Annotated in this window: 16 protein-coding genes; 4 read left to right on the plus strand and 12 right to left on the minus strand. The window is 40.8% G+C overall.

What is annotated here, in order from left to right; genetic code table 11:
* Nucleotides 1-57: 57 nt before the first annotated feature.
* Genes ACFSKL_RS18800 through ACFSKL_RS18810 form a run of 3 tightly spaced genes read right to left on the minus strand, consistent with a single transcriptional unit; the run spans nt 58 to nt 3439 of the window.
* A complete protein-coding gene (locus ACFSKL_RS18800) occupies nt 58-639 on the minus strand; it encodes a Maf family nucleotide pyrophosphatase (RefSeq protein WP_376888303.1) in 582 nt (193 codons plus the stop codon).
* Nucleotides 636-1937 carry a DUF1015 domain-containing protein gene (locus ACFSKL_RS18805; protein ID WP_376888305.1) on the minus strand — a complete coding sequence of 434 codons (1302 nt, stop codon included), beginning with the start codon at nt 1935-1937 and terminating at the stop codon, nt 636-638. The genes ACFSKL_RS18800 and ACFSKL_RS18805 overlap by 4 nt, the downstream gene beginning before the upstream one ends.
* Nucleotides 1937-3439 (minus strand): acetyl-CoA carboxylase biotin carboxylase subunit, encoded by a 1503-nt coding sequence (locus tag ACFSKL_RS18810; protein ID WP_376888306.1) that lies wholly within the window; start codon nt 3437-3439, stop codon nt 1937-1939. Before ACFSKL_RS18810 ends, ACFSKL_RS18805 begins: the two co-directional genes overlap by 1 nt.
* A 183-nt stretch (nt 3440-3622) precedes the next feature.
* On the opposite strand from ACFSKL_RS18810, the gene ACFSKL_RS18815 reads away from it, so the two are divergent.
* Nucleotides 3623-4873, plus strand: a complete 1251-nt coding sequence (locus tag ACFSKL_RS18815) for an aminotransferase class I/II-fold pyridoxal phosphate-dependent enzyme (protein ID WP_376888307.1) — start codon at nt 3623-3625, stop codon at nt 4871-4873.
* A gap of 101 nt (nt 4874-4974) precedes the next feature.
* The gene (locus ACFSKL_RS18820) at nt 4975-5151 is read left to right on the plus strand and encodes a histone H1 (protein ID WP_376888309.1); all 177 of its coding nucleotides are present in this window, start codon (nt 4975-4977) and stop codon (nt 5149-5151) included.
* Between the two features lie 59 nt (nt 5152-5210).
* Here the strand turns inward: ACFSKL_RS18820 and ACFSKL_RS18825 are convergent, their stop codons facing one another.
* From ACFSKL_RS18825 to ACFSKL_RS18845, 5 genes are all read right to left on the minus strand, one after another.
* A complete protein-coding gene (locus tag ACFSKL_RS18825; protein ID WP_376888310.1) occupies nt 5211-7073 on the minus strand; it encodes a M1 family metallopeptidase in 1863 nt (620 codons plus the stop codon).
* A gap of 234 nt (nt 7074-7307) precedes the next feature.
* Nucleotides 7308-8354, minus strand: a complete 1047-nt coding sequence (gene rfbB / locus ACFSKL_RS18830; RefSeq protein WP_376888312.1) for a dTDP-glucose 4,6-dehydratase — start codon at nt 8352-8354, stop codon at nt 7308-7310.
* Between the two features lie 33 nt (nt 8355-8387).
* Nucleotides 8388-9440 (minus strand): NAD-dependent epimerase, encoded by a 1053-nt coding sequence (locus ACFSKL_RS18835; protein WP_376888313.1) that lies wholly within the window; start codon nt 9438-9440, stop codon nt 8388-8390.
* Nucleotides 9441-9634: 194 nt separating this feature from the next.
* Complete coding sequence (locus ACFSKL_RS18840) at nt 9635-10807, minus strand: glycosyltransferase family 4 protein (RefSeq protein ID WP_376888315.1); 1173 nt, start codon at nt 10805-10807, stop codon at nt 9635-9637.
* A gap of 275 nt (nt 10808-11082) precedes the next feature.
* Entirely contained in the window at nt 11083-12771 is a 1689-nt protein-coding gene (locus tag ACFSKL_RS18845) for a potassium channel family protein (protein ID WP_376888317.1), read from the minus strand.
* A 513-nt stretch (nt 12772-13284) separates the two neighbouring features.
* Between ACFSKL_RS18845 and ACFSKL_RS18850 the strand changes: the two genes are divergently transcribed.
* Complete coding sequence (locus tag ACFSKL_RS18850) at nt 13285-13767, plus strand: DUF4199 domain-containing protein (protein WP_376888319.1); 483 nt, start codon at nt 13285-13287, stop codon at nt 13765-13767.
* Nucleotides 13768-13969: 202 nt separating this feature from the next.
* On the opposite strand, the gene ACFSKL_RS18855 is transcribed toward ACFSKL_RS18850, so the two are convergent.
* Genes ACFSKL_RS18855 through ACFSKL_RS18870 form a run of 4 tightly spaced genes read right to left on the minus strand, consistent with a single transcriptional unit; the run spans nt 13970 to nt 21154 of the window.
* A complete protein-coding gene (locus ACFSKL_RS18855) occupies nt 13970-15091 on the minus strand; it encodes a glycoside hydrolase family 16 protein (protein ID WP_376888321.1) in 1122 nt (373 codons plus the stop codon).
* Nucleotides 15092-15101: 10 nt separating this feature from the next.
* Nucleotides 15102-16583, minus strand: coding sequence for a PKD domain-containing protein (locus tag ACFSKL_RS18860; RefSeq protein ID WP_376888323.1), 1482 nt, complete (start codon nt 16581-16583; stop codon nt 15102-15104).
* A 12-nt stretch (nt 16584-16595) separates the two neighbouring features.
* Nucleotides 16596-18068 carry a RagB/SusD family nutrient uptake outer membrane protein gene (locus ACFSKL_RS18865; RefSeq protein WP_376888325.1) on the minus strand — a complete coding sequence of 491 codons (1473 nt, stop codon included), beginning with the start codon at nt 18066-18068 and terminating at the stop codon, nt 16596-16598.
* 5 nt (nt 18069-18073) lie between these two features.
* On the minus strand, nt 18074-21154 hold the full coding sequence (locus ACFSKL_RS18870; RefSeq protein WP_376888327.1) for a SusC/RagA family TonB-linked outer membrane protein: 3081 nt from the start codon (nt 21152-21154) through the stop codon (nt 18074-18076).
* A 246-nt stretch (nt 21155-21400) separates the two neighbouring features.
* Here ACFSKL_RS18870 and ACFSKL_RS18875 point away from each other — a divergent pair, with 246 nt between their 5' ends.
* A complete protein-coding gene (locus ACFSKL_RS18875) occupies nt 21401-24277 on the plus strand; it encodes a ligand-binding sensor domain-containing protein (protein ID WP_376888329.1) in 2877 nt (958 codons plus the stop codon).
* Nucleotides 24278-24499 lie beyond the last annotated feature (222 nt).

The raw sequence follows: 24499 nt of genomic DNA on the forward strand, positions 1-24499 counted from the left end.
GATCTAGCCAAAACAAAGGGGCGTAGCTCTGATATCTTTATTTACCAGACCACAAAACTAACAATCCCAATTCTTCAATTGATCATAGACCAAATGTACTGGCAAACCCATTACCGTGTAAAATGAACCCTCTATCCTATCCACCGCTACATAACCAATCCATTCCTGGATCCCATAAGCTCCCGCTTTATCAAAAGGCTTGAAAGTGTCGATGTAATATTCAATCTCTTGATCATCCAGTTTTTTGAAACTTACTCGTACTTTGTCTTGAAGTGAAACCTGCTTGGCGAGAGATGTAATCGTAATTCCTGTTACTACTTCATGGGTTCCTCCAGACAAAGACTTGATCATCCGAAATGCATCTTCTTTATCCTTGGGCTTTCCTAGAATTTCATTGTTTGAGATGACCACAGTATCGGCAGTTATCAAGACTTCATCCTCTTCAATTTCCTGCAAAAAAGCGCTTGCCTTTTTCTCAGAAAGATACCCGGCAACCTCATATACATCCATTGCTGAAGGGTAGCTCTCATCTGTATCTTTCGTCCTGACAGAAAATGTAATTCCCAATCCTTTCAAAAGCTCATTCCTTCTGGGGGATTTGGATGCCAATATCAAACGGTGCTTATCTAACTTGATCATGGTTGGAATATTTGGTATGGAAATTCAAATTCACTTTCTTCCACTGAGGCAAACAGCAAACCTGAAAGTGTTTTGGGATAGAAATAGGTTGATTTTTGGGGCATGGTATGGCCAGACTTGCATACTTCCAATACTTGGTTCATGGAAATATCCTTTGTGATAACAGCAAAAGACGCTTCACCTGAAATCGTCTTGAAAATGCATCTTCCCAAATTCCTTTCATACGCAATCTGATCGGAAAAGCGCTGTTGCTCCAATGGTATCCCCAAAATCCTATCTATCAAAAAGTAATGCAAAACCATCAAATCAAGGTTTTTGACTACTTCAGGGATGGAGGGTGGCATCTCATCGATGTGTTCTTGGTATAATCTTATTTTGTAGGCATGCTCCCCAATGACCAAGCCAAAAGCCCATTTCTTTTGCAGTATAAGCTCTTCTATTTCTTCGACATCGTTCAATTTCTTGACAAAAAAGAATTCACTGATCCGTTCCAAAAGTTCCTCTTCTTCCATGCGGAATCCCATAAAAACCCTATGGGTAGGGAGGATTTTCAAATTCTTGGATAGTGCATTGGTAAAATACATCATGTGGAAATTGTAGGATTCATTTCCGGTATGATGGGGATTGGCTTCCCTCATGGACTTCCTATAGGCAATAGCCCCCTCATATCGATGGTGGCCATCTGCCAATATGATCTGCTTATCATTGATGACTTTGAGAAACTCTGAGATTACTTTAGCATCTTGGATTGTTGCCATGACTTCCCTTACCCCTTGGTAATCCTCCAAATCATATATTGGATCTTCGATAGCCTTGTCCATATAGGCTTCCAAAGAAAATAAAGGATCTTCATATAGGCCATGGGTAGCACTTGGTTGGATTTTTGTCGCTTCCAGCAAATCTACACGATCATTGACTGCCTTGGCGATGGTACTCTCATGTCTCAAGACAATGTTCTCATCCCAATCATACGCTTTGATTTGTGCCACAAACCCTTTCCTACAGGATTCTCCCTCATGGCCTGGAAGCCTAAAATATTGGTAATAGACATAGATCCCAGGAATCCTATCCTGAACAAGAATTCCGTCCTTCTTCCATTGCACCAAGCAATTGGCAGCAGCCATCGCGGGATCATCTCCCAATGGTACAGAAATATGAATGCTATTGAGGGGATTGTTATAAAGCGCTTCTCTTTGCTTGGTAGATACTACATCAAAAAGCGGAGAAGTCAAATCTTCGATTTGCTCCCTTAGGTTTTCATGGTATCTCCAAGCCTTGATAGGTAGTATCTCAGCCATCAATTCAACCTGTTTTTCCAATTTGTCCTCGGCAAAGCATCATTCTGCATGGACTTCACGCGACGCAAGTCAGATTTTTGCTTTTCAAACAAGGTAACAGCAGCTGCCGAAAGCAATGCCAGCTCCTCTTCTGTCCATTGGATATCCAACTTGTCCGGAGTAAAATACTTTTCTACAAATTTGGTATCAAAATCTCCAGACCTGAAAGCTTCATGTTCCATCACAAACTTGCAAAAGCCCAATGTTGTCTCAATTCCGGTGATGTGATATTCCCCAATAGCCCTGATCATTCTATCCATAGCCAATTCCCTGGTATCAGCATGTGTGATCAACTTTGCGATCATGGGGTCATAATAGATAGGAATATCCATCCCCTGTTCAAACCCATCATCTACCCGTACTCCAGCTCCTTGAGGCCTGATATAAGTTTTTAGATTCCCGATATCCGGCAGAAAATTATTCCGGGGATCTTCAGCATAGACCCTCACCTCCATTGCATGGCCATAGATCTTCAAATCACTTTGTCCAAAACTCAAGGGACGGCCCTCTGCTATCAAAACCTGCTCTTTTACCAAGTCTTTTCCTGTAATCATTTCCGTAACTGGATGCTCTACCTGGAGTCTTGTATTCATTTCCAAAAAGTAAAAATTGAGTTTTTCATCCACTATAAACTCCACAGTCCCTGCTCCATAATAATCACAGGCTTTGGCCACTTTCACCGCAGCCTCTCCCATTGCCTGTCTCATTGCTTCATAAACTACAGCGGAAGGAGCCTCCTCTATGACCTTCTGGTGTCTTCTTTGTACCGAACACTCCCGTTCAAAAAGATGTACCACATTGCCATGCATATCACCCAGCACCTGGATTTCTATGTGTCTTGGGGAAGTAATGTATTTTTCAATAAATACAGCTCCATCTCCAAAGGCTGATTCAGCTTCAGAGATTGCCCTATACATTTGCTCTTCAAACTCTCCTTCATTTTCCACTATTCGCATCCCCTTTCCCCCTCCTCCAGCACTTGCTTTGATCAAAATTGGGTAGCCTATCCCACTTGCTTTTACTTTGGCAGCAGGGATATCAGAAATAGCATCTTCAGTACCAGGAACCATTGGAATGTCATACTTTGATACAGCATGCTTTGCGGCGAGTTTGGATCCCATTACTTCTATCGCTGCTGGAGATGGTCCTACGAAGATGATTCCGGCATCAGTTACTTTCCGTGCAAAAGTGGCATTTTCAGAAAGAAAACCATAACCTGGGTGGATTGCGTCAACATTCAGATCTTTACATACCCCAATAATCTTGTCCATCAAGAGGTAGGATTTGGAAGAAGCTGGCGGGCCAAGACAAACTGCCTCATCGGCAAATTTGACATGGGGTGCATTTCTATCCGCTTCACTGTAGACGGCGACTGTCTTGATTCCCATCTCTTTGGCCGTTCTCATAATCCGAAGACTGATCTCTCCCCGATTGGCCACCAAAAGTTTTTGGATTTTTCTCATATTTGGGTTGTTGTTATATCTTAAAATGCTGAATCTACGAATTAAAGAAAATTAAATGAGTAAGTGAAAGATTATTTGAATTGGGAGTCAATTTTTGCAAGGGTGGGCAAAATGTGTTACTTTTGGCGAGTTTAGCGGAAAGTTCCGCCACCAATAAAATGTAAAACTTAAACGTTTTAAACTTTGGATTTATTCGAAAAATTAAACACGAATCTAGGCCCATTGGGCAAGCATTCGGAGTTATCAGAAGGTTATTTCACTTTTCCAAAATTAGAAGGGGAAATTGCCCCCAGGATGCAGTTCAAAGGCAAAGATGTCTTGACTTGGAGTTTGAACAACTACTTGGGATTGGCCAACCACCCCGAAATAAGAAAAGCAGATGCAGAAGCAGCAGCGAAATGGGGAGCAGCTTATCCAATGGGTGCCAGGATGATGTCCGGTCAGACGGATCTTCATGAGCAGTTGGAACGAGAACTTGCCGAATTTGTGGGCAAAGAAAGTTCCTACTTGTTGAACTACGGCTACCAAGGGATCATGTCTGTGATAGATTCACTTTTGGACAGAAAAGATGTAGTAGTCTATGACAGTGAATGTCACGCCTGCATCATTGATGCCCTGAGAATGCATTTGGGTAAGCGCTATGTATTTCCACACAATGATATCGAAAACTGTGAGACCCAATTGAAAAGGGCAACCAAACTGGCTGAAGAAACCGGTGGTGGGATTCTTTTGATCACCGAAGGTGTATTTGGTATGACGGGAGATCAGGGAAAACTTGCAGAAATTGTAAAACTGAAAGAAAAATATGATTTCAGGATCTTGGTAGATGATGCACATGGCTTTGGCACCATGGGAAAGACAGGTGCAGGCACAGGTGAAGAGCAGGGAGTCCAAGAGCAAATTGACCTTTATTTCTCGACATTTGCCAAATCCATGGCTTCTATAGGCGCATTCATTGCCGGTGATTCCAATGTGATCCATTATTTGAAATACAATATGCGTTCCCAGATCTATGCAAAATCATTGCCGATGCTATTGGTAGAGGGTGCTTTGAAAAGATTGGAACTATTGAGAACCAAGCCTGAATTGAAGGATAACCTTTGGAAAATCGTCAATGCCCTGAAATCAGGTCTGATAGAAAAAGGATTCAGCATAGGAAAATCCAATTCTCCTGTAACACCGGTGGTTTTGAATGGCACAGTGGGTGAAGCAGCGACTTTGAGCAAGGATTTAAGGGAAAATTACAGTATATTCTGCTCTGTAGTCATCTATCCAGTAGTCCCTAAGGGAATGATTATCTTGAGATTAATCCCTACCGCAGTCCATTCTCTGGAAGATGTGAAGGAAACAATCGCAGCATTCGAAGCAGTGAAAGACAAGTTGACAAGTGGGTTTTATAAACGCTCCGACCTTGCCATATCTTTTGGGGAATAAAAAAATCCTCAAAAAATAGGCTTAAACTGTTCTTTTATAAACATTTTGCATATATTGAACAAAAAATAAACTTATCATCAACCTTAAAATTAACTTTTACTATGAGCAAATTTAGCGAAATTAAAGATCTTGTAATGGGTCTAGAAGGTGACTTCGAAAAATTCTACGATAAAGGCAACCAAGCTGCTGGAACAAGGGTAAGAAAAGGAATGCAAGATCTTAAGAATTTGGCGCAGGACATCCGTAAGGAAGTTCAGGACAAAAAGAATGCAGGTTGATTGTTTGACAATCAACCTAATCCAATAAAAAAGGGAGACTGTAAAGCCTCCCTTTTTTATTATTTCTTCTCCATTTCCTGCGAAACTTCCAGTTTATTGTTTTCCCTATTGACATCTGCCATCCTCATACTTGGATCTATTTCCACACTTTTGATTTCTGCTATTGGCCTAGCCAATTTCACTTCCGTGGTGTAGCTTGTCCAAGGCCATTTTTGCGTCAATATGCGTTTCGGCATACCTGCCTCTTCCGGTTTCTCCCCCCTTTGGATTACCAAAGGCAAATACACCAATTCCTGGCTGCCATCCTGATAAGTAACCACTACATCGAGTGGCATTGGCATCATTCCGACCCTTTCCAAAGTGATTTTTGTATTCTTGCCTTCCGCTTCCACTGATTTCACTCCATAGTCTATCTGCTTGGTAGATGCTATAAAATAATCATAGTACCAATCCAACTCCAATCCACTCACTTTTTCGAAGGTTCTGATGACATCATTTCCATTTGGATGCTTGTATTGGAAGTCCTTCCACAATCTTAGCAAAGCTTTATCGAAGTTCTCCTTTCCCACCACATAAGACATCTGCTCTACAAACACCGCCCCTTTATTGTAAGTACCAGGTCCGTATGCCGAATTCAAATTATAATGGTCTCCATGGGTTGTCAACGGCTCTTCATAACCAGCATCTGCCAACCTGAAATATGACCTATAACTTCCATTATGGATAAAATCCGGGTCTTTCTCAAACACCGCATCCATCACAACACTTGTCCCCCATGTGGTAAAACCCTCATCCAACCAAGGCTCAGAAGATTCATTGAATCCCAATACGCCATAATACCAGCTATGAATCAATTCATGGACTGTCACCCCAACCAAGCTTCGAAGATTTCTATGTCCGGTGATCAAAGTAGCCATAGGATACTCCATTCCCCCATCACCACCTTGGATGACTGAGTATTGCTTGTATGGATATTTACCAAAATTTTCGCTACAATAAGCAATTGCATCGATGGTATACTGCATCAACTTCCCCCAATTCTCCTCGGTTTTCCCATCTTTTACATAAAGTAAATGAACCATAGGACCATCTTCCATCTGCTGTTTTACCAACGTATATTTGGGATCGGCTGCCCACATAAAATCATGTACACTTGGCGCCGTAAAATGCCAGGTCAATTCTTTTGTCTTTGGCTCCGGCACTTTTACACCGGCATCCTCATATCCTTTGCCAATTTGGTTTGCGTTTTCCAAATATCCGGTCCCTCCCAAGAGGTAGTCCTTGTCTATCGTAATCTTTACATCAAAATCCCCAAAATTGCCATAAAATTCCCTGCCAATATATGGATTTGCATGCCAGCCCCTCACATCATATGCGGCCATTTTCGGATACCACTGTGACATGGAATAGCGAATACCTTCTGCATTGTCCCTACCTGCCCTTCTTACCTGCAATGGCACTTGCCCAAAAAATTCCATATCAAAAACCACTGTCTCACCAGGCAATATTGGGTCTGACAGATCCACTTCCAAGATCGTTTCCTCATGAACAAAGCCAACTGCCTTTCCATTCATTTTCAATGATCTCACTTCCATGATTCCATATTCTTCAGGCTTTAGATTTTGTATCCTATCCCTCACCCTTCTATCCGGATCTGCGATCGTTCTTGACCTTACATCCATCATGCTATTTGGCTGAAAGGCATTGTAATAAAGATGGTAAAAAGCCCTATCCAATGTATCCGGGGAATTATTGGTATAATGAAGTTTTTGTGTACCGGTATATTGGTTTTTCACAACATCCATCCTCACATCCATTTCATACTTCACTTTCTGCTGAAAGCGGTCTTTTTGCGCATGCACTGATAGGCTTATTCCCAATAGGGAAACTACCACCACTGCAAACCTTAATCTCTTAATCATATTATTCAGGTTTTTTTGCTAAAATAATCGAAAATGCCACCGTCAAACAAGCCGTTGATAAAATATACGGATTTTAATGCAATTCATTTTTGGGAAACCCTATGCATTTGTTTCTTTCCAACAACCCTTAAGACATTGGCTATCGCCTACATCCAAGCCACACAAGGAAAGTCGGTAATGTTCAATGCTTGTTCTGCAAAACTTAACATTAGGGCATCCCCACGGGTAACCTAATTATTTGTAATGCTCTTGGTAGTACTTTTGGTATTCCCCCGAAGTCACATTGTTAAGCCATGACTCATTTTCCAAATACCAATCAATGGTCTTTGATATGCCTTCTTCAAATTGTAGACTTGGTTCCCATCCCAGTTCTTTTTGGATTTTGGTAGCATCGATGGCATAGCGCATATCATGTCCTGCCCTATCAGTCACATAAGTGATCAATTTCTCTGATGTCCCCGACTCTCTTCCGAGTTTTTGATCCATTTTTTGGCAAAGCAACTTTACGATGTCAATATTTTTCCACTCATTGAATCCTCCCACATTGTAGGTTTCACCGATTTTCCCTTGATGGAAAACGACATCTATAGCCCTGGCATGATCCACTACAAACAACCAATCTCGGATATTTTCACCTTTTCCATAGACAGGAAGTGGTTTGTTGTTTTTGATATTATGGATACATAGCGGGATCAACTTCTCAGGAAACTGGTTCGGACCATAGTTATTGGAGCAATTTGTGATAACTGTCTTCAATCCATAAGTATTCGCATAAGCCCTCACAAAGTGGTCAGATGCAGCCTTTGATGCTGAATAGGGTGATTGGGGATCATAGGGGGTGGTTTCTGTAAAAAAACCTCCATGATCCAATGACCCATATACCTCATCTGTAGACACATGGTAAAAGAGATGATTCTGAAGTTCTTTCCAATAGGACTTTGCTACATTCAGTAAGTTTACGGTTCCTATCACATTGGTATTGACAAACGCAAGAGGATCAGAAATTGATCTGTCCACATGGGATTCGGCTGCCAAATGAATGACATCCGTGATCTGGTGCAGTTCAAAAACCCTCTTCAATTCATCTACATCCAAAAGGTTGACCTTTTCGAAAATATAGTTTGGTGAATTTTCGAGATCCTTCAAGTTTTCCAAATTGCCTGCATAAGTCAGGCAATCTAGGTTCACAATTTTGTAATCACTGTATTTGTTGACAAAAAGTTGGACGACATGGCTTCCTATAAATCCTGCTCCTCCGGTGATTAAGATATTTTTGGACATTTTATGAATAGTTAAGGTTAAATAATCTAATTTTTATTTTTTGAAATATGATTTGTACCAATCAACAAACCTTGAGACTCCTTCTTCAACAGATGTATTTGGGCTGTACCCCGTATCCCTGTTCAAGTCGCTTACATCCGCAAAAGTAGCTGGTACATCTCCAGGCTGAATCGGCAACATTTCTTTTTCGGCAACTTTGCCCATGGCATTTTCCAAAGCTTGGATATAATCCATCAATTCAACCGGATTGCTGTTTCCTATATTATAAACCTTATATGGCGCTTTGGAACTTCCCGGATCTGGCTTATCACCTTCCCAGTTCGTATTGGCAGAAGCTGGTCTGTCTGAAACCCGGACAATCCCCTCCACAATATCATCCACATAGGTAAAATCCCTTTTCATTTTGCCATGGTTGAACACCTTGATAGCCTTGTCATGATCAATGGCATCGGCAAACAAGAACAAGGCCATATCAGGTCTTCCCCAAGGTCCATATACCGTAAAGAACCTCAAACCTGTAGTAGGGATATTGAATAGATGACTGTAAGTATGTGCCATCAGTTCATTTGACTTTTTGGTGGCAGCATAGAGACTGACAGGATGATCTACATTGTCTGTAGTGGCAAATGGCATTTTCGTATTTGAACCATATACCGAGCTAGAGGATGCATATACCAAATGTTTGACAGGAAAAGCCCTGCATGCTTCCAGAATATTCATAAAACCTTGAATATTCGCCTGGATGTATGCATCTGGATTCTCCAATGAATACCTCACTCCTGCTTGGGCTGCAAGGTTTACGACAATATCTATTCCCTCAGATTTAAAAACCTCCAAAAGCTGCTCTTTGTCGGCTATATCCAGTTTCATGAATGTATAGCCCTGCAGTGATTCAGATTTTACAGCTTTTCCATAAGCTATAGCTTCCCTTTTCACTCCCGCCGCTTCCAATCTGCTGTATTTCAAATTCACATCATAATAATCATTGATATTATCCACTCCAAAAACCTCATCCCCTCTTTTTATCAATGCATTTGTGAGGTGAAAACCGATAAATCCGGCAGTACCGGTGATTAAATATTTCATAACTATAAAATTAGAATTCTTTTTTTTTTAACTTGGAAATGGTCAACAGGGCAATTTCTTTTGGAATGAAATCTTCGGATATAACCTTGGTTTGTGTCCCCACAGACCAAAAAGGAACACAGCCCAAAAGAGATCACCACGCCTCTATTTAAAACCCTCGTTTCGAGACTTTTAAAATAAACACTCCTGATATGTCAACTATTGGCAATACTATCTTGTGATTCCAAAAGTCTATAATAGTGTTTTAAGATACTTTGTTGAATGTTTTTCCGGTTATATTTTTCTGTTACTTCACGATATAGATTGTCTGCCAGTCCCTGCATGTACTCCCGCTTCACATAGGCAAATTCAAGGGCATCCTTCAGCACATCGATTTTATTGACTGGAAACATCAAGCCTGTCTTTCGGTCTGTGACAATATCTTTGTTTCCTATGATGTTTGAACAGATTATGGGCAATTGCATGGCTCCAGCTTCCAACAAAACATTTGGAAACCCTTCCCTATGCGATGCATGCACCAATATATCAGAAATCGCCATATAATGGGACACATGGTCTGTCCATTCGATTTGGATGATTTTTGGATGGTCCTGGATCTGCCTCAATATCTGCTCATCAATAGGATCTAATCCCTGTTCAAATGAACCTAATAGCACCAATTTGGATTTGTTGACAATCTTGGAATTCAAAAATGCCTTTACCAATTCTTCTATCCCTTTGTCTTTGACCAATCGTCCAACTGACAGGATGATAAATTCATTTTCTCCCGGCAAAATGCGCATTGTTGCAGCCACCAGATGATTTTCCTTTAAAGAAACCCTATTGAACACATTTAGGTCAACTCCATTGGAAGAACCCTCTCCATTTACCAATACCTTGGACGGGTCTGCCAATTTCTCAGAAAGTATGAATGACTTTAGGGATTGGGAATTGGGCCAAACCTCAGTAGCATAGCTGAAAGTCCATTTTTCTGCCTTCATCAGAAGGCTTTTCTTGCTTTTTTCCGCTGCCATATATGGCATTCCCGCCACTGTATGGATCCTGATTTTCACCCCTGCAAACTTTGCCGCTATCATCCCCAGCAATCCCGCCTTGGGTGTATGGGTGTGTACGATATCCGGCTTCTCTTTTCTGAACAACTTAAAAAGCAGCCATAGGCAATATAAATCCCAAAAAGGGGTGATTTGCCTTGTGAATGGGATGACTTGGTGGGGACAATTCTCCTTTCTGGCAACTTCTTGAACCTCTCTTCCATCTGCACTTACCATCAGCACATCCCAACCCGCTTCTTTCATAAATTTCATCTGTCCGGAAAGCAAAAGTTTAAGTGATATGGGGACAGTCGTTATTCGAATTAATTTCGGCATTAAATTTCTGGGTTAAAACTTCAAAGATAAGGTTTTATTCTATTTTAAACTGTATCCTAAGACAGGTTATTTTAGAACAAATCAAAAAACAAAAATATATCCACAATGATGCCAATTGTTTATATTGTTCATAAATTCATAGCATATCCCCAATTTGATGCAAACGATTTTGAAAGGCAGTTATCAAAAACATACAATTGATAGTAAGCTCGTTTCAGAAAGGCAATTATCAGGCAGAATAGACCTAAGGAAAGCAATTTCCCTAAGAAAAAACCCTATTTCCCGTAGATTTCAAAAAACTTGTTTTCCGATTCTACAGTGCCTATCAATATGATTTCAGAATCTTTCTTCAATACTGTGTCCGGCTCAGGATTGATTTGGATAGACACATCATCCCTGATCCCAATCACAGTACAGCCTGTCTCCTTCCTGATTGAGGAATCCATAATTGATCTGCCTTCCAGTTTTTTCGGGACTTTGACTTTGATCAAGTCAAGACCTTCTGCCACCATCAAAATATCAGACCTTTGCAATAGATTCAATATTGTATTGGCTCCCATGGAAGCATAAGACATTACAAAATCGGATCCTGCCCTGTGCATTGTGCCCAGATTCCTTTCCAAAGTGGAGCGGGTAATAATCTGGATATCTGGCCTAAGCATTCTGCAATAGATCGTCAGATAGACATTCACATCATCATCATGGGTAGTGATGATGACACATGGAGAGTCGTTGATCCCAGCTATCTTCAGAATCTCAAACTCTGCAGCATCACCCAATATGGTCTTTTCCCTATCATATATCCTTGTCACATCCTTTTCTACAATTCTGTAATCAATATTTCGCTTTGCCAAAGCCCTGCCGGTAGATCTACCTACCCTACCTCCACCAATAATAATCACCGGTGAATTAATCTCTGACTTCACACCATGGATTTTGTTGTAATGCTTGATTTGTTCATTTGAACCTGCCATCACCAAAACTGTGCTTTCAGAGATCATTGTATCAGGTTGGGGAGACTTGAATTTTCCCCTTTCCCACACACCAACTACACTTACACCGATTTCCTGTCTTAGATTGGTTTCCCGCAACATTTGCCCTACCAAAGAAGAGCCTGTCACCATGGCCTCAGCAATCAGTAATTCATCAAATCGTCCAACAACATGTGCACATGCATCTCCTCCGTTGGCACGACGGGAAAGAAACAGCCCCATAATTTCACCCAGATGAAGCACATGGTTGCTCCCTGCCAACTTGAGAATATCATCAGAATGCTCAAAACTACAGGTTGAAATGATGGGAACATTTTTCGATATTCCCCTGACTGTAAATGCAACATTTGTATTCAGAACATCGGATTCTGTTGTCGCTACCAAAGCCGCATTTTCAACCCTGGCAGCTTTGTATGCTTCTGGATCTACCAAACTTCCCAGCATGACCTTAACCCCAAGCTCCCTTAGCCGTAGACCTTCCGCAAAATCTTCAACCAGAACTACATACTTATAGTTGAATCGGTTGAGCTTTTTGATCAATGCTTCTGTCACAATCCCATACCTCGTTAGAATAACATGTCCACTGGTATTTTCGGGCAATTCATGTGGAACCTTGGCCTGCTCTTGGGCTTTCATCCAAGGAGAATAGAAGAAATTGATAAAAGTAAATGGAAACAAAACCAATAAAAACAACATCCCCGACAACAACACTAAAATGGAGAATAACCGACCAGCATCGCTATGAAAAGTAATATCACCAAAGCCCAAAGTAGACATAACAGTCAAAGTCCAATAAAATCCGGTGATAAATGAAAAGGATTGCCCTTCTCGAATCATCAAGAAATGAAAAATGACAGAGAACACAGTAATCATGGCAAACAATACCATTACAAAACGAAACAATATCTTTAGGTTTCTGCGTTCTGGTTTGTTTTTCAACAATAAAGTTACTTGAGCTGAAAGAAATTTCATCTGACTATAAGGTTTAAAAGTTTTACGAATTTAATCTCTGAAAGATAGTTATTATCTATCATGAATGTAAGTTTTGGCACCAGAAACAAATGAAATTAAGGTTTGAGTCTAACTGGATAAAGAAAGAGGAATTCTGTCTATTCTCAACACCTCTTTAGGGAATGCATACTTTTATGTTTGAGTAAAGAACAATATGATTATCCGCAATGACACCAGTAGTTAAATTATGCATATATAATCATGCGGATAATTGTCAACTACGCCACGGCGCACGAGTGTCGACGGTTGACAGTCAACTTACCCTGGAAACAATATGGATACATTATTTTAAATGGCTACTGGTAAGAAAGCGGATATACATAAAAGACAATTCATTTTTTTTTCAAATGAAAGACCAATCCCTTTATAATCAAGCACTAATTTCAATACAAAATATTATATTTTAAAATGATAAAATTATGGTTAAATTTATCAACATATAGATCAATGACAACATATTAGATCATAAAAACTATGACAAACCTAAAGACAGAACTGAAATGGGCTGCAATATTCATCCTAATGGGTTTAATTTGGATGTTATTGGAAAAGTCCTTTGGCTTGCATGACGAACATATTTCCAAGCATGCCATATACACAAATTTGGTAGCAATTCCCTCCATTGCTATCTATGTTTTTGCATTGCTGGATAAGAGAAAAAAATTTTATGATGGAAAAATGACTTATTTGCAGGGAGTTTATTGTGGTTTGATAATTACACTTTTCGTGACAATTCTGACCCCCGTCTCCCAATACATCACTTCCATGTATATTACTCCCGATTATTTTAGCAATGCCATAACCTATGCAGTTGAATCTGCCCAGATGAACCAAGAAGATGCTGCTGCGTATTTCAACATGGAAAATTACATTTATCAAAGTGTCATTTTTGCGCCGATAGTCGGTACCATCACGAGCCTGATCGTCGCTGTATTTACCAAGAATAAAAAAGGCTGAAAGAAATTCCTTCAGCCTTTTACTGATATACAGTGTCTAGATTTCTAATATCACAGCAGGTTAATCAAACACTAAAACCCTCAGCACATCCCCATAACCAGTTGTTTTATATAAAGAGTCATTCATGTTTCACCCAATTTCCTTTTTGATATAAAACTGACATTCAACAAAACCTGAAAGGTTTGGGGGTTTTAGATAAGTTTTAGTTTTTCTCAAAAACACGCACATAATCTACTGCCATTTTTTGTGGAAATACTGTTGAACCATCTGGGCTTCCCGGCCAGTTACCCCCTACAGCCATATTTATCAACAGGAAAAATGGCTCCCTGAATTCATCCATAGAAGTTGGGGAAATATCTTGCTCATGAAAGACTTCATTGTCAAGCAACCAAGTTATTTTATTTTCTTCCCAAATGATAGAGTACACATGAAAGCTATCAGCGAGTTTGGTTCCACCGGATAGTGTTTTCATGCCTCCCTTATATGCATATGTACCATTACTATCCCAGTGGAGGGTTCCATGTACCGTATCATCCCTGCCGCTCGACGCTCCTCCAATCATCTCCATGATATCAATCTCACCGCATGCGGGCCAACCTATATCCGTTATGCTTTCGCCCAACATCCAGAATGCAGGCCAAATCCCCTGTCCTTTGGGTAATGCTGCACGGATATCTATCCTTCCGTATTGAAACACTTGCTTGCCTTGGGTTTTAAGTCGGGATGATGTATAGTTCTTACCTCCAATAGTTTCCTGCTTTGCAGTAATCACTAGATAACCATCCTTCAGTTCCGTATTTTCACGCCTGTAGTATTGCAATTCATTGTTCCCCCACCCACAAATACCGGGGCAACCATCTCCAATTTCAAACACCCAATCGCTTGATAAAGTGGCCGCATTGAATTCATCCTGCCAAGACAAGGTATATCCAGCATACTCCAAAGGAGATTCTGCCCCTGAATCTGGAAATCCAATTCCAAGGAATTGCTCTGTGATCTTGATTTTCTCCTCTTTTTTGATGAAATCCGCTTCTGTAGCATGTGCCTGAACAGTGATGGTATACTCCCCAACCTCATTGTACCGATGGGTTGTTTCATTTCCAGATACGAGAGCTGCTGATCCATTGCATGTACCAAAGCTTACCCTAAAGAAATTTGCTTTTTCTGCCGAGAAATTGACTTTGACAGTACCATTCTCCAACTCTGTAATCGTCACCTCCAGGTTTATGGGAAGTACCACTTGCTCGTCAACCTCTTCTTGGCTACATGAGTTTGTCCCCAAGACTGCAAGAAAGAAAAAGCACATTTGAAATATTTTTGCCATGATCATCATTTTAACCATTATCTGGAATAAGAACAAAGGTCCAGAAAATACTCCCATTATCAGTAATATCTATTGTGATTTTGAGTTCTTCCTCCCCATTTTCATTCATGTAGCCAATCACATCATAAGTAACAGCCCTATTTGCAACAGGTGGCCCTTGGCTGTACTCTCCTCCATTGAAAGCCTTCGGCAGACCGATAAAAGCCCCAGTACCTGTTACGGTAATTTTTGCTGTTTCGGTATCTGTAGCTTCAGTCAGAGAAAAAGTGTGGACTCCTGGCCCCCAAGCTGCTCCGCCTGTCCCCTCAAGGTTGGCGGCAGGCTGACATCCATCACTTCCTGTCCCCATATAAGACTCCGCATAAATATCACCCTGAGGGTCGTAAGAGAAAACACCGTTCTCATTGAAGACAAATAAATCGTTGAACAAACAAGGTCTATCGCCGGAAATATCATTTCCATTGGGAAAATACTCATCGCTACCAGCAGCAGGCCCCACTCCAAATGCTCCAGCAGCAGGTTTCAATTTCCAAGCTTTAGTTCCCTCTCCGATCAAGCTTTGCAAAGTAAATATAGTAGGATCTACTGGCTCTGGGTCTGGGTCTGGCTCTTCTCCCGGATCAAAGTCTTCCGGTATCAATCGAATATACCAGGCCAATTCTGTATTGGCTTGATCTACGAATCTCAGGAATAGTTCATTTTCTTCGATATTGATGACCTGATAGGTTCTACCACCAGCAAAGTACCCCAAAAACCCACCTTGCGATATCGTCAACTCAGGATAAGTACCTTCTGGCTCTACCATACTCCACTTCAAGTTTGCCGGTGCTTCATAAGGAGCGGAAAGATCCCCTACCCCTGGATCAAAAGCACCGGGGAAATTGCTTCCTTGCGCACCATTTAGAAAAACAAAACCATTCGTCTCCATATTGAAATTGAACCCATCCAAATAGAAAGTATATCTATCGGTATACATTCCGGACCCTTCTTTTTCGTTGGCTTGAGCCTGATACCATTCTGGAAAATCTCCGGCACCCGATGGATTAGGACCAACTCCAAAGTGTCCAGCCCTACCAGCATCTACCTTCCAAGTCTTACCTGCCACTGCATCTGCCCCACCTGTCAATGCATTGTAAATAGGCTTATCCAAAAGCAGTGGGTCTGTTTCATCTATGGTCACCTCTTTGCTGAAAGACACACTGCCACCACTATTGAAAACTGTCAAAGTCACCGTATAAGTACCTGCCAAAGGGTAAGTACCTGTCACTGATTTCCCTCTACCTGATGATCCATTTCCCAACTCCCAGTTCATGATAAAGAAATCATTCTCTGCTGTAAACCGAAGTATGTTGTTGCTTTCGGCAGTGGGCTGAAAACTGAAATCAGCTTCTGCTTCTGTAGGTGGATTTCCATCCAGGGAATATTCCTCTACACAGGCTGCCGTAAACAATATAGGCAGCACTATCCATAATAAATTTAAATATCTTTTCATTTGATTTCTGTTTTAGTACCTAGGATTTTGGCTCCAAACACCACCAGCAAGGTCAATCTCAACTTGTGGAATTGGAAATAACTCATGCTTGCCAACTTCAAAGCCATTGATTCTATCAGCAGCTTGTCCAGTCCTCACCAGATCAAAGAATCTGTAACCTTCACCAGAAAGCTCAAACCTTCTCTCATTGAGTATTGACTGATACAATGCATCACCCGAACTGTTTATGGCAGGCATAGAGACCCTGCTCCTCACTTTGTTCAACTCAGTCCTCGCCCTGCCATCATTCCCAGATCTTTGAAATGCCTCCGCAGCCATCAGCAATACATCTGCCCATCTGATCACCCTGTAGTTCAGCGGACTTGTCAAATCATCATCCGGCAAACCTCTTTCGTCCAATCTCTTGATGTATTTATTGTTGAAGAAACCTGTATGCCCTCCTCCGCCAATGGCGTAAGTAATATCAGCGGCATTCGGCTGGGCTGCTATGAACTCATCCAAATTCAAAGCTGTAGCATCCCTTCTAATATCACCTTCTTGGAAAGAGTCATAAAGGTCTTGAGTAGGAAGATTGTAACTGTTGCCATCTGCATACAGTGGACCATTGTATAACCTGATACTATGGAATCCAACAGCTGCATTGCCGTTCAAACAAGTCAAGCAACCATAATCACCACCCTGAAGCCCACTAAACTGAATGGTAAAAACATCTTCTGCTACATTTTGATTTGTGGCATAAAAGAGTGTTGTATAATCTGAAAACAAACCATAACCTCCCTGATTGCCATCTATCAATTCGCCCAAAACAGCAGCCGCCTCCGCATATTTGCTCTGGTACAGCAGTGCTTTTCCCAAAAGCGCTTTTGCTGCACCACTCGTCAACCTCCCTATCTCATTGGCAGTCGCAGGGAGTACTTCTTTAGCTTCGTTCAAATCAGCTTCAATTTGCTGATAAACCTCAGTTTTTGGGGTTCTTGGCGTATTTGAAATCTCGTTGATGGAAAGTCTCCTATCGACTATCAATGGCATGTCACCAAAATAATTGACTAAATTGAAATAGAAGTAGGCACGCATCATCTTGGCTTCGGCAAGGATGACTGATTTACCTGGAAAATCAAGTTTATCTTGATTCTCGAAGATATAATTTGCACGGGCAATCCCTGTATAATTGACTCGCATAACAGCTCTCAATTCATCGTTGACACCACCATGTGTCATGCTCTCTATTTCATGAAGGCCACGGCTATCATTGACACTTTCCCCACCGGCAATTGAATTGTCAGAGGCTATTTCTCCTATCCAGATATTTAAATAGGCAGGTTGCATCATATCATACACCCCTATAATCGCCCGATTGAAATCCTCTTCGGTATTGAAGAAATTTTCTGCATCCTGGGTAAACTCAGGATCTATATCCAATAAGCTATCGCATGCGGTAAATATCCACAAAGACATGAATAGAAACCATTTATAAGTATTTTTCATGATTTTTAGAATTTAATATTTAAACCTGCCATAAATGAGCGTGCCTGTGGGTAAATCCCGTTGTCCACACCTGCAAAAAGTGGGTTCCCCGATCCTACATCCGGATCGAATCCTTGGTATTTTGTCAAAGTGACAAGGTTATTGGCTGCCAAATAAAACCTAAAATAAGAGACTCCAATTTTCTGGGAAACCGTGGTAGGGATGGTATACCCCACCTGAACATTCCTCAATCTTACAAATGATCCATCTTCGACATAGAAATCAGAGAATACTGTATTTCTAGTCGCTCCTGTCGTCAATCTAGGTACTTTGTTGGAAGTCCCAGGTCCTGTCCATCGGTCGATGTTGTAAGCCAATTGATTCGCATAAGGCTGCTGTCTTTCGTAGTTCCGAATGATGTCTTGCCCCAATGCAGCGTAGATATTAGCGCCAATATCAAACCCTTTGAAATCCAACCCCAAATTGAAACCCATAATCATATCGGGTATTGGAGAGCCTATCATTGTCCGATCGGCATCATCTCCAAAACTGATCATGCCATCACCATTTTGGTCGACAAAACGAAGGTCTCCCGGTTGGGCGCCTGCTTGGCTAACCGGACTTGTCGAAATTTCTTCTTGAGTCTGGAAAATCCCATCTGTTTGATACCCTACAAAGTAACCAATCGGAAACCCTTTTTGGAACCTGGTAGCCACATTGCCACCCACACTAAAACCTGCCCCAGGGATAAACTCAAAGCCTTCAGGTACCGCTGTCACCTCATTTTTCAGGAAGGTGATGTTATAATCAAACCTAAAATTAACCCCTTCTTTTCGATTAGACCCATAGCCTAACTCAAGCTCCAATCCTCTGTTCAATACATCACCAGCATTGATTACCGGAGGTGAACCACCTGGTCCATAGGATCCCAACAAAGCAGACACATCTGGCTGGAACAATAAGTCTTTGGTGTTTTTGATAAAATAGTTTGCTGTGAAATCAACATTGTTGAATAGGGAGAAATCAAGACCTATATTGGTCTGGAACGTTGTTTCCCATTTGAGATCGGGATTACTGGTATTTCCAATGGCGGCACCATTGACAATCAAATCATTGAAAACATAGGTTGCAGTACCATTCAACAAGCCTCTGTATCTAAACAAGCCAATCTGGTCGTTACCCGAAACTCCAAAACTTGTTCTCAATTTCATAAAATCGATTGCTTTTACGTTGAAAAACGGTTCATCTGAAATCAACCATGCTCCAGAAATGGCAGGAAAATAACCAATCCTATTGTTTGGTCCAAAATTGGTAGAACCATCCCTTCTCAAAATCGCAGATACAAAATACCTTTGCTTGAAATCATACTCCCCTCTCACAAAGGCTGAGGTCAACCTTTGTCTGCTCTGGAAAGACCCCACATTATTCAAGAAACCTCCGGGAGCCTGATTGGCAGATATATCTGCAAAATTCAAGTCGTTGTTGGGGATGTTAAATCCTGTACCATTCAAACCTTCACTTCTATTGCCGACCAGAGACAAACCAAACATCCCTTTCACCCGATGTGCATCACCAAAGGAATTCTCATAATTGAGGAAAGTCTCTAAATTGTAATCCAAATAAGTGTTTCTTGACTCATATACGTTGGCTCCTCTTTCGATTTCCAGTTCCCCAATCTCCACTATTACAGGATCTAGGTTTTCATTTCTAGCAGAATTCGCAAACTTCCCTGGCCCATACCATACCAGCGGGTTGAAAGTTTTCGAATCGACCATGGAAAAATTGTAGCCGGCACGGCCTGTCCAAGTAAAATTGCTGTTGATTTTGTATTCAACCTCTTCTTTTCCAACAATTTTGTTGACAAAAGTATTGTTGTAAGTGTTTTCCATTTGGGCAAGTGGATTGATAATATCATTGACATTCTCCAAGTAAGAATATCTATCACCCACTCTAATGGATTCTGTAGGATAAGCATTGATGGTGTTGTAAAGTACAGATCCAATGCCACCTTGTGCCAAACCACTGCTCTCTTCCCTTGTGAAAAGCAAAACATTGGTAAGTTTTACTTTTGGAGCTAATTCAGTCGAGAAATTAATTCTGGCATTATACCTCTCAAAGTTGGCTTTTGGTCCACCTACAATTCCCTGCTGGCCAAAGTATGAGCCTCCGATAGAATAGGAAGTTTTTTGGGTTCCTCCTGTGACCGTCAAATTATACTCCTGGATCGGAGCTTCCTGAAAAACGGCATCTTGCCAATTGGTCCCCTCTCCCAAGGCCACATTGTTGAATGGCAAAGCCTGACCACCCGCCGCAAATGCTTCATTTTTTAAGATCGCATATTCCCTAGCATTCAAAAGATCCAATTTTTTGGCAGTTTCTTGGACACCATAATAGGCATTGAAATCCAGTCTCGGCTTGGAACCCAGACTGCCTTTTTTGGTCTCAATCAATACCACACCATTTGCTGCCCTGACTCCATAGATTCCCGCAGTACCATCTTTCAACACATTGACAGATTCGATATCATTGGGATTCAATGCATTCAAACCTGCAGCATCATAAATCACCCCATCTACCAGAATCAGAGGGTCATTGTCTCCAAATGTCCCAATTCCCCTAATCCGGATATTGGATGTACCTCCGGGCGCTCCAGAGTTTGTCGTAATGTTTACACCGGCAATTTTACCTTGAAGTGCCTGGTCCACCCTAGGCATATTCATCTTTTCGATGCCCTCCCCTTTGACTTGGGAAGTGGCCCCTGTCAACTCCCGTTTGGTAGCTGATCCATAGCCTATCACCACCACTTCATTGAGATTGGTCAAGTCTTCTTCTAAGATTACATTGATTTCAGTATTGCTGCCAACTGGCACCACTTGCGGCTTGAAACCAATATAAGAAAACTGAAGTTCATCTCCAGACCCTGCATTGATACTGTAATTCCCATCAATATCAGAAATAGTTCCTACAGTTGATTTAAGCTTGAGGACACTGACACCGGGTATTGGAAATCCCGTTTCATCTGTAACTTTTCCCTTGATTACAGTCGATTGCGCCCAAACCCCAAAATGCAGAGCAAAGGCAAAACACAGTAATAGAATTTTTTTCATTTGTTTTGGATTTATTGATACGCACAAGTAGAAGAGAAGCTATATGAAAACAAAAAAAACAAATACATCATAACTACATCATTGGTGAAATTTACATTTCACAAAAACACTACATGCAAGCATAAAAAATGCATTTAAAGCAATTAAAGATGCATTTTTGGGCGAAAGATTAATACAAGAATTTCTGATGTATAATACATCAGCCAAAAATTATTATCTTGTCTTGGCGATTAATACCAACCCAAAATGAAAAAAAGATTTACATTACTATACATGCTGTTATTTTGCGGAAGTAGCTATGCCCAAAACTTAGGTTTACCATTTTCCAGGTATTTCTCAAGTCAGGAATATCAGGGGGGAATTCAAAATTATGCCATTACCCAAAACAATTCAGGCCTTCTGTATATCGCAAACAATTACGGGCTTTTGGAACATGATGGCACCACATGGAGAAGATACACCATTCCGAATGGTGCAAAAACCAGGCATGTCCAAATTGACCAAGATGGGACTGTCTATGTTTCGGGTCAGGGAGATTTTGGGTACTTTTCACCAAATGATTTTGGACAACTTTCTTTTACCTCGCTCAAATCCGAAATCCCCCATGAAGACCAAAATTTAGAAGAAGTTTGGAAAGTATATATTTCAATCACTGAAATCTATTTCTGTTCATTTGGAAAAATCTTTGTCTTTGATAAAAACAGGACATTCAAATATTCCATTTCCAGTGAAAACAGCTTTGAAAGTTTTCATTTCAACAACAACCAGCTCTATGTCAATGAGTATGGTTCCGGTCTCAAAAAATTGCAGAATGGAAAGTTGGTCAACTTATTGAGCAAGATTTTTTTTGGTGATAAACTGATCACTGGCATCCTCAAGGACAATTTGGATAAGCACCTGATTTTCACTAGGGATCATGGGATATTTACCCTCAACGGAAACATGGTCAATCCTTGGATTGAAAGTGAGGGTTGGACTATCAATTCAGCCCTCTTGCTCCGAAATGGACAGATAGCCATTGGTACCCAGCTAAATGGCTTGATGCTATTTGATTCAAGTGGAAAAAGAAACCTCCATTTTGACCAAAACAATGGATTGCATAACAATTCAATCGTTTCCCTTTTTGAGGATTTGTCTGGAAACCTATGGATAGGCCATAACAACGGCTTGACAATGGTCCAATTGGGGTTACCATTCCAAAAAATCAACCAGCACTCAGGCTTGACGGGGACTGGCTACAACAGTATCTACGATAAAGGCAAAATCTATTATGGAACCAACAATGGCGTATACTTTCAGGAAGAAAGGGCTGATGGATGGTCTGACATCAACTTTGTGGAAAATTCAATTGGTCAAGTCTATCAAATCAAAACCATCCAAGATGAATTGCTGGTAGCCCATAATGACGGAGTTTTTGTCATCAAGGACAAGAGAGCAGAAAGAATTGATGGTCCTAATGGTATATGGAATTTCCAGCTGTTGAAGCGTAATCCTGATTTGATCCTGGTGGGTAGTTATTCCGGAATACACCTATACCAAAAAAACAGCAATGGAATTCAATACATGAGGAAAATAGATGGATTTTCCGGGTCCAGCAGAATAATAGAACAAGATGACCATGGCCACATATGGGTCGCCCATGGGTACAAAGGGGTCTACAGATTAAAACTGGACGATGACCTAGAGAGTGTAGAGGTTGCATTTTATGGCGTAGAGTCAGGTCTCAACAGCAGCAATCTCAGCAATGTCTGGAAAATAAACAACAGGTTGGTTTTTACCACACAGGAAGGTGTTTTCAAGTTTTTGGAAGCTGAAAACAGATTTGAAAGAGACGAATTTTTCAATCCTTATTTAAATGATGGATTTATGATTCATTTTTTGGCTGAAGACCAGTTAGGAAATATCCATTTCATAGGAGAAACAGAAATAGGTGTTTTGGAAAGAAATGTCGATGGAACCTACACTAAAACATCCCAGGTATTCAACCATATACTTCCATTACTCAATGATGACCTACAGAATATTTCGGCCATCAGGGGGAATGAAATCCTCATAGCTGCAAATGATGGCTTTATCAGATTCAGTCTGAATGAAAACAAATACCAGCCGACCAGGTTTCCGACTTTAATCCGTGCAGCATATCTTACAGGAGCATCAGACTCCTTGATTTTTCATGGAAATTCTTTTGTTCAAAACCAGCAAATCCTTCATCAATCCAAGCACAACATCCACGAAATACCTTTTAAAAAAGGAAATATCCGGTTTGAGTGTTCTAATCCCACCCCGAACAATGAAAAGGATTTAAGGTTCCAATATTGGTTGGAAGGGTTGGAAAATGGGTATGGGGAATGGGTAGACAAGCCTGAGAAAGCCTATACAAATCTTAGGGAAGGCAAATATGTATTTCATGCCAGAAGTAAAAACCTGTTTGGTGAGATTGGTCCAGAGGCCAGTTACACCTTCATCATCTTGCCTCCCTGGTACAGGAGTATGGTTGCATATATCCTCTACACCATCTTTATATTATTTGGGATATACTTGGCTTACAAAATCATTGAAAAGCAATACCAGCAAAAAACGCAAAAAATAAAAACAGCCTCCAGAAAAGTTATAGAGCAAAAAGAAACTGAACTAAAAGTCACTCAGGAAGAAGTGGAAAGGCTGAGGACCGAAAAGCTGAAACACGAAATCCAAATCAAAGACAAGGAACTCGCCACAGCTACTATGCATCTGATCACCAAAAATGGCTTTATCGATCATATGCGGAGCAACTTGAATTCAATCATCAAAAAAAGCAGAAATCAGGAAGTCAAAAACGAGCTTCAGAAAGTAATCAAGAATATAGAAAAAAACATCGCCGAAGATCAGGACTGGGAACAATTCGAAATTCATTTTGACCAGGTCCATGGAGATTTCATGTCAAGGTTTAAGCGAAAATTCCAAAGCCTGAGCCCACAGGAGATCAAGTTGAGTGCTTATCTGAGAATGAATCTTTCGACCAAAGAAATTGCCTATTTGATGAATATTTCCATCCGTGGTGTAGAAATAGCACGCTACAGGTTGAGGAAAAAACTTAATCTGGAGAGATCAGAGAATCTGCAGGAGTACATTTTGAGATTTTAAGACTATACCCCAATGCTAATAAGCCACAGAAGGCAGTCTGCCTCTTTCTGATATGCTTGGCAATATCCTTCGTGTGGGTCTTTGGCTTAGACAACAATCTATAAATTGGATGGGACAGTCGTTGTGAGTGTTTAAAGGGGTACTCGTATGAAATTCTATAATACAAAACCTTTTATGAGTATCCGCAATAACACAAGTAGGTGAACTTTCTAATAAAATCAT

This window comes from Belliella marina (assembly GCF_042682445.1).
Taxonomy (GTDB): domain Bacteria; phylum Bacteroidota; class Bacteroidia; order Cytophagales; family Cyclobacteriaceae; genus Belliella; species Belliella marina.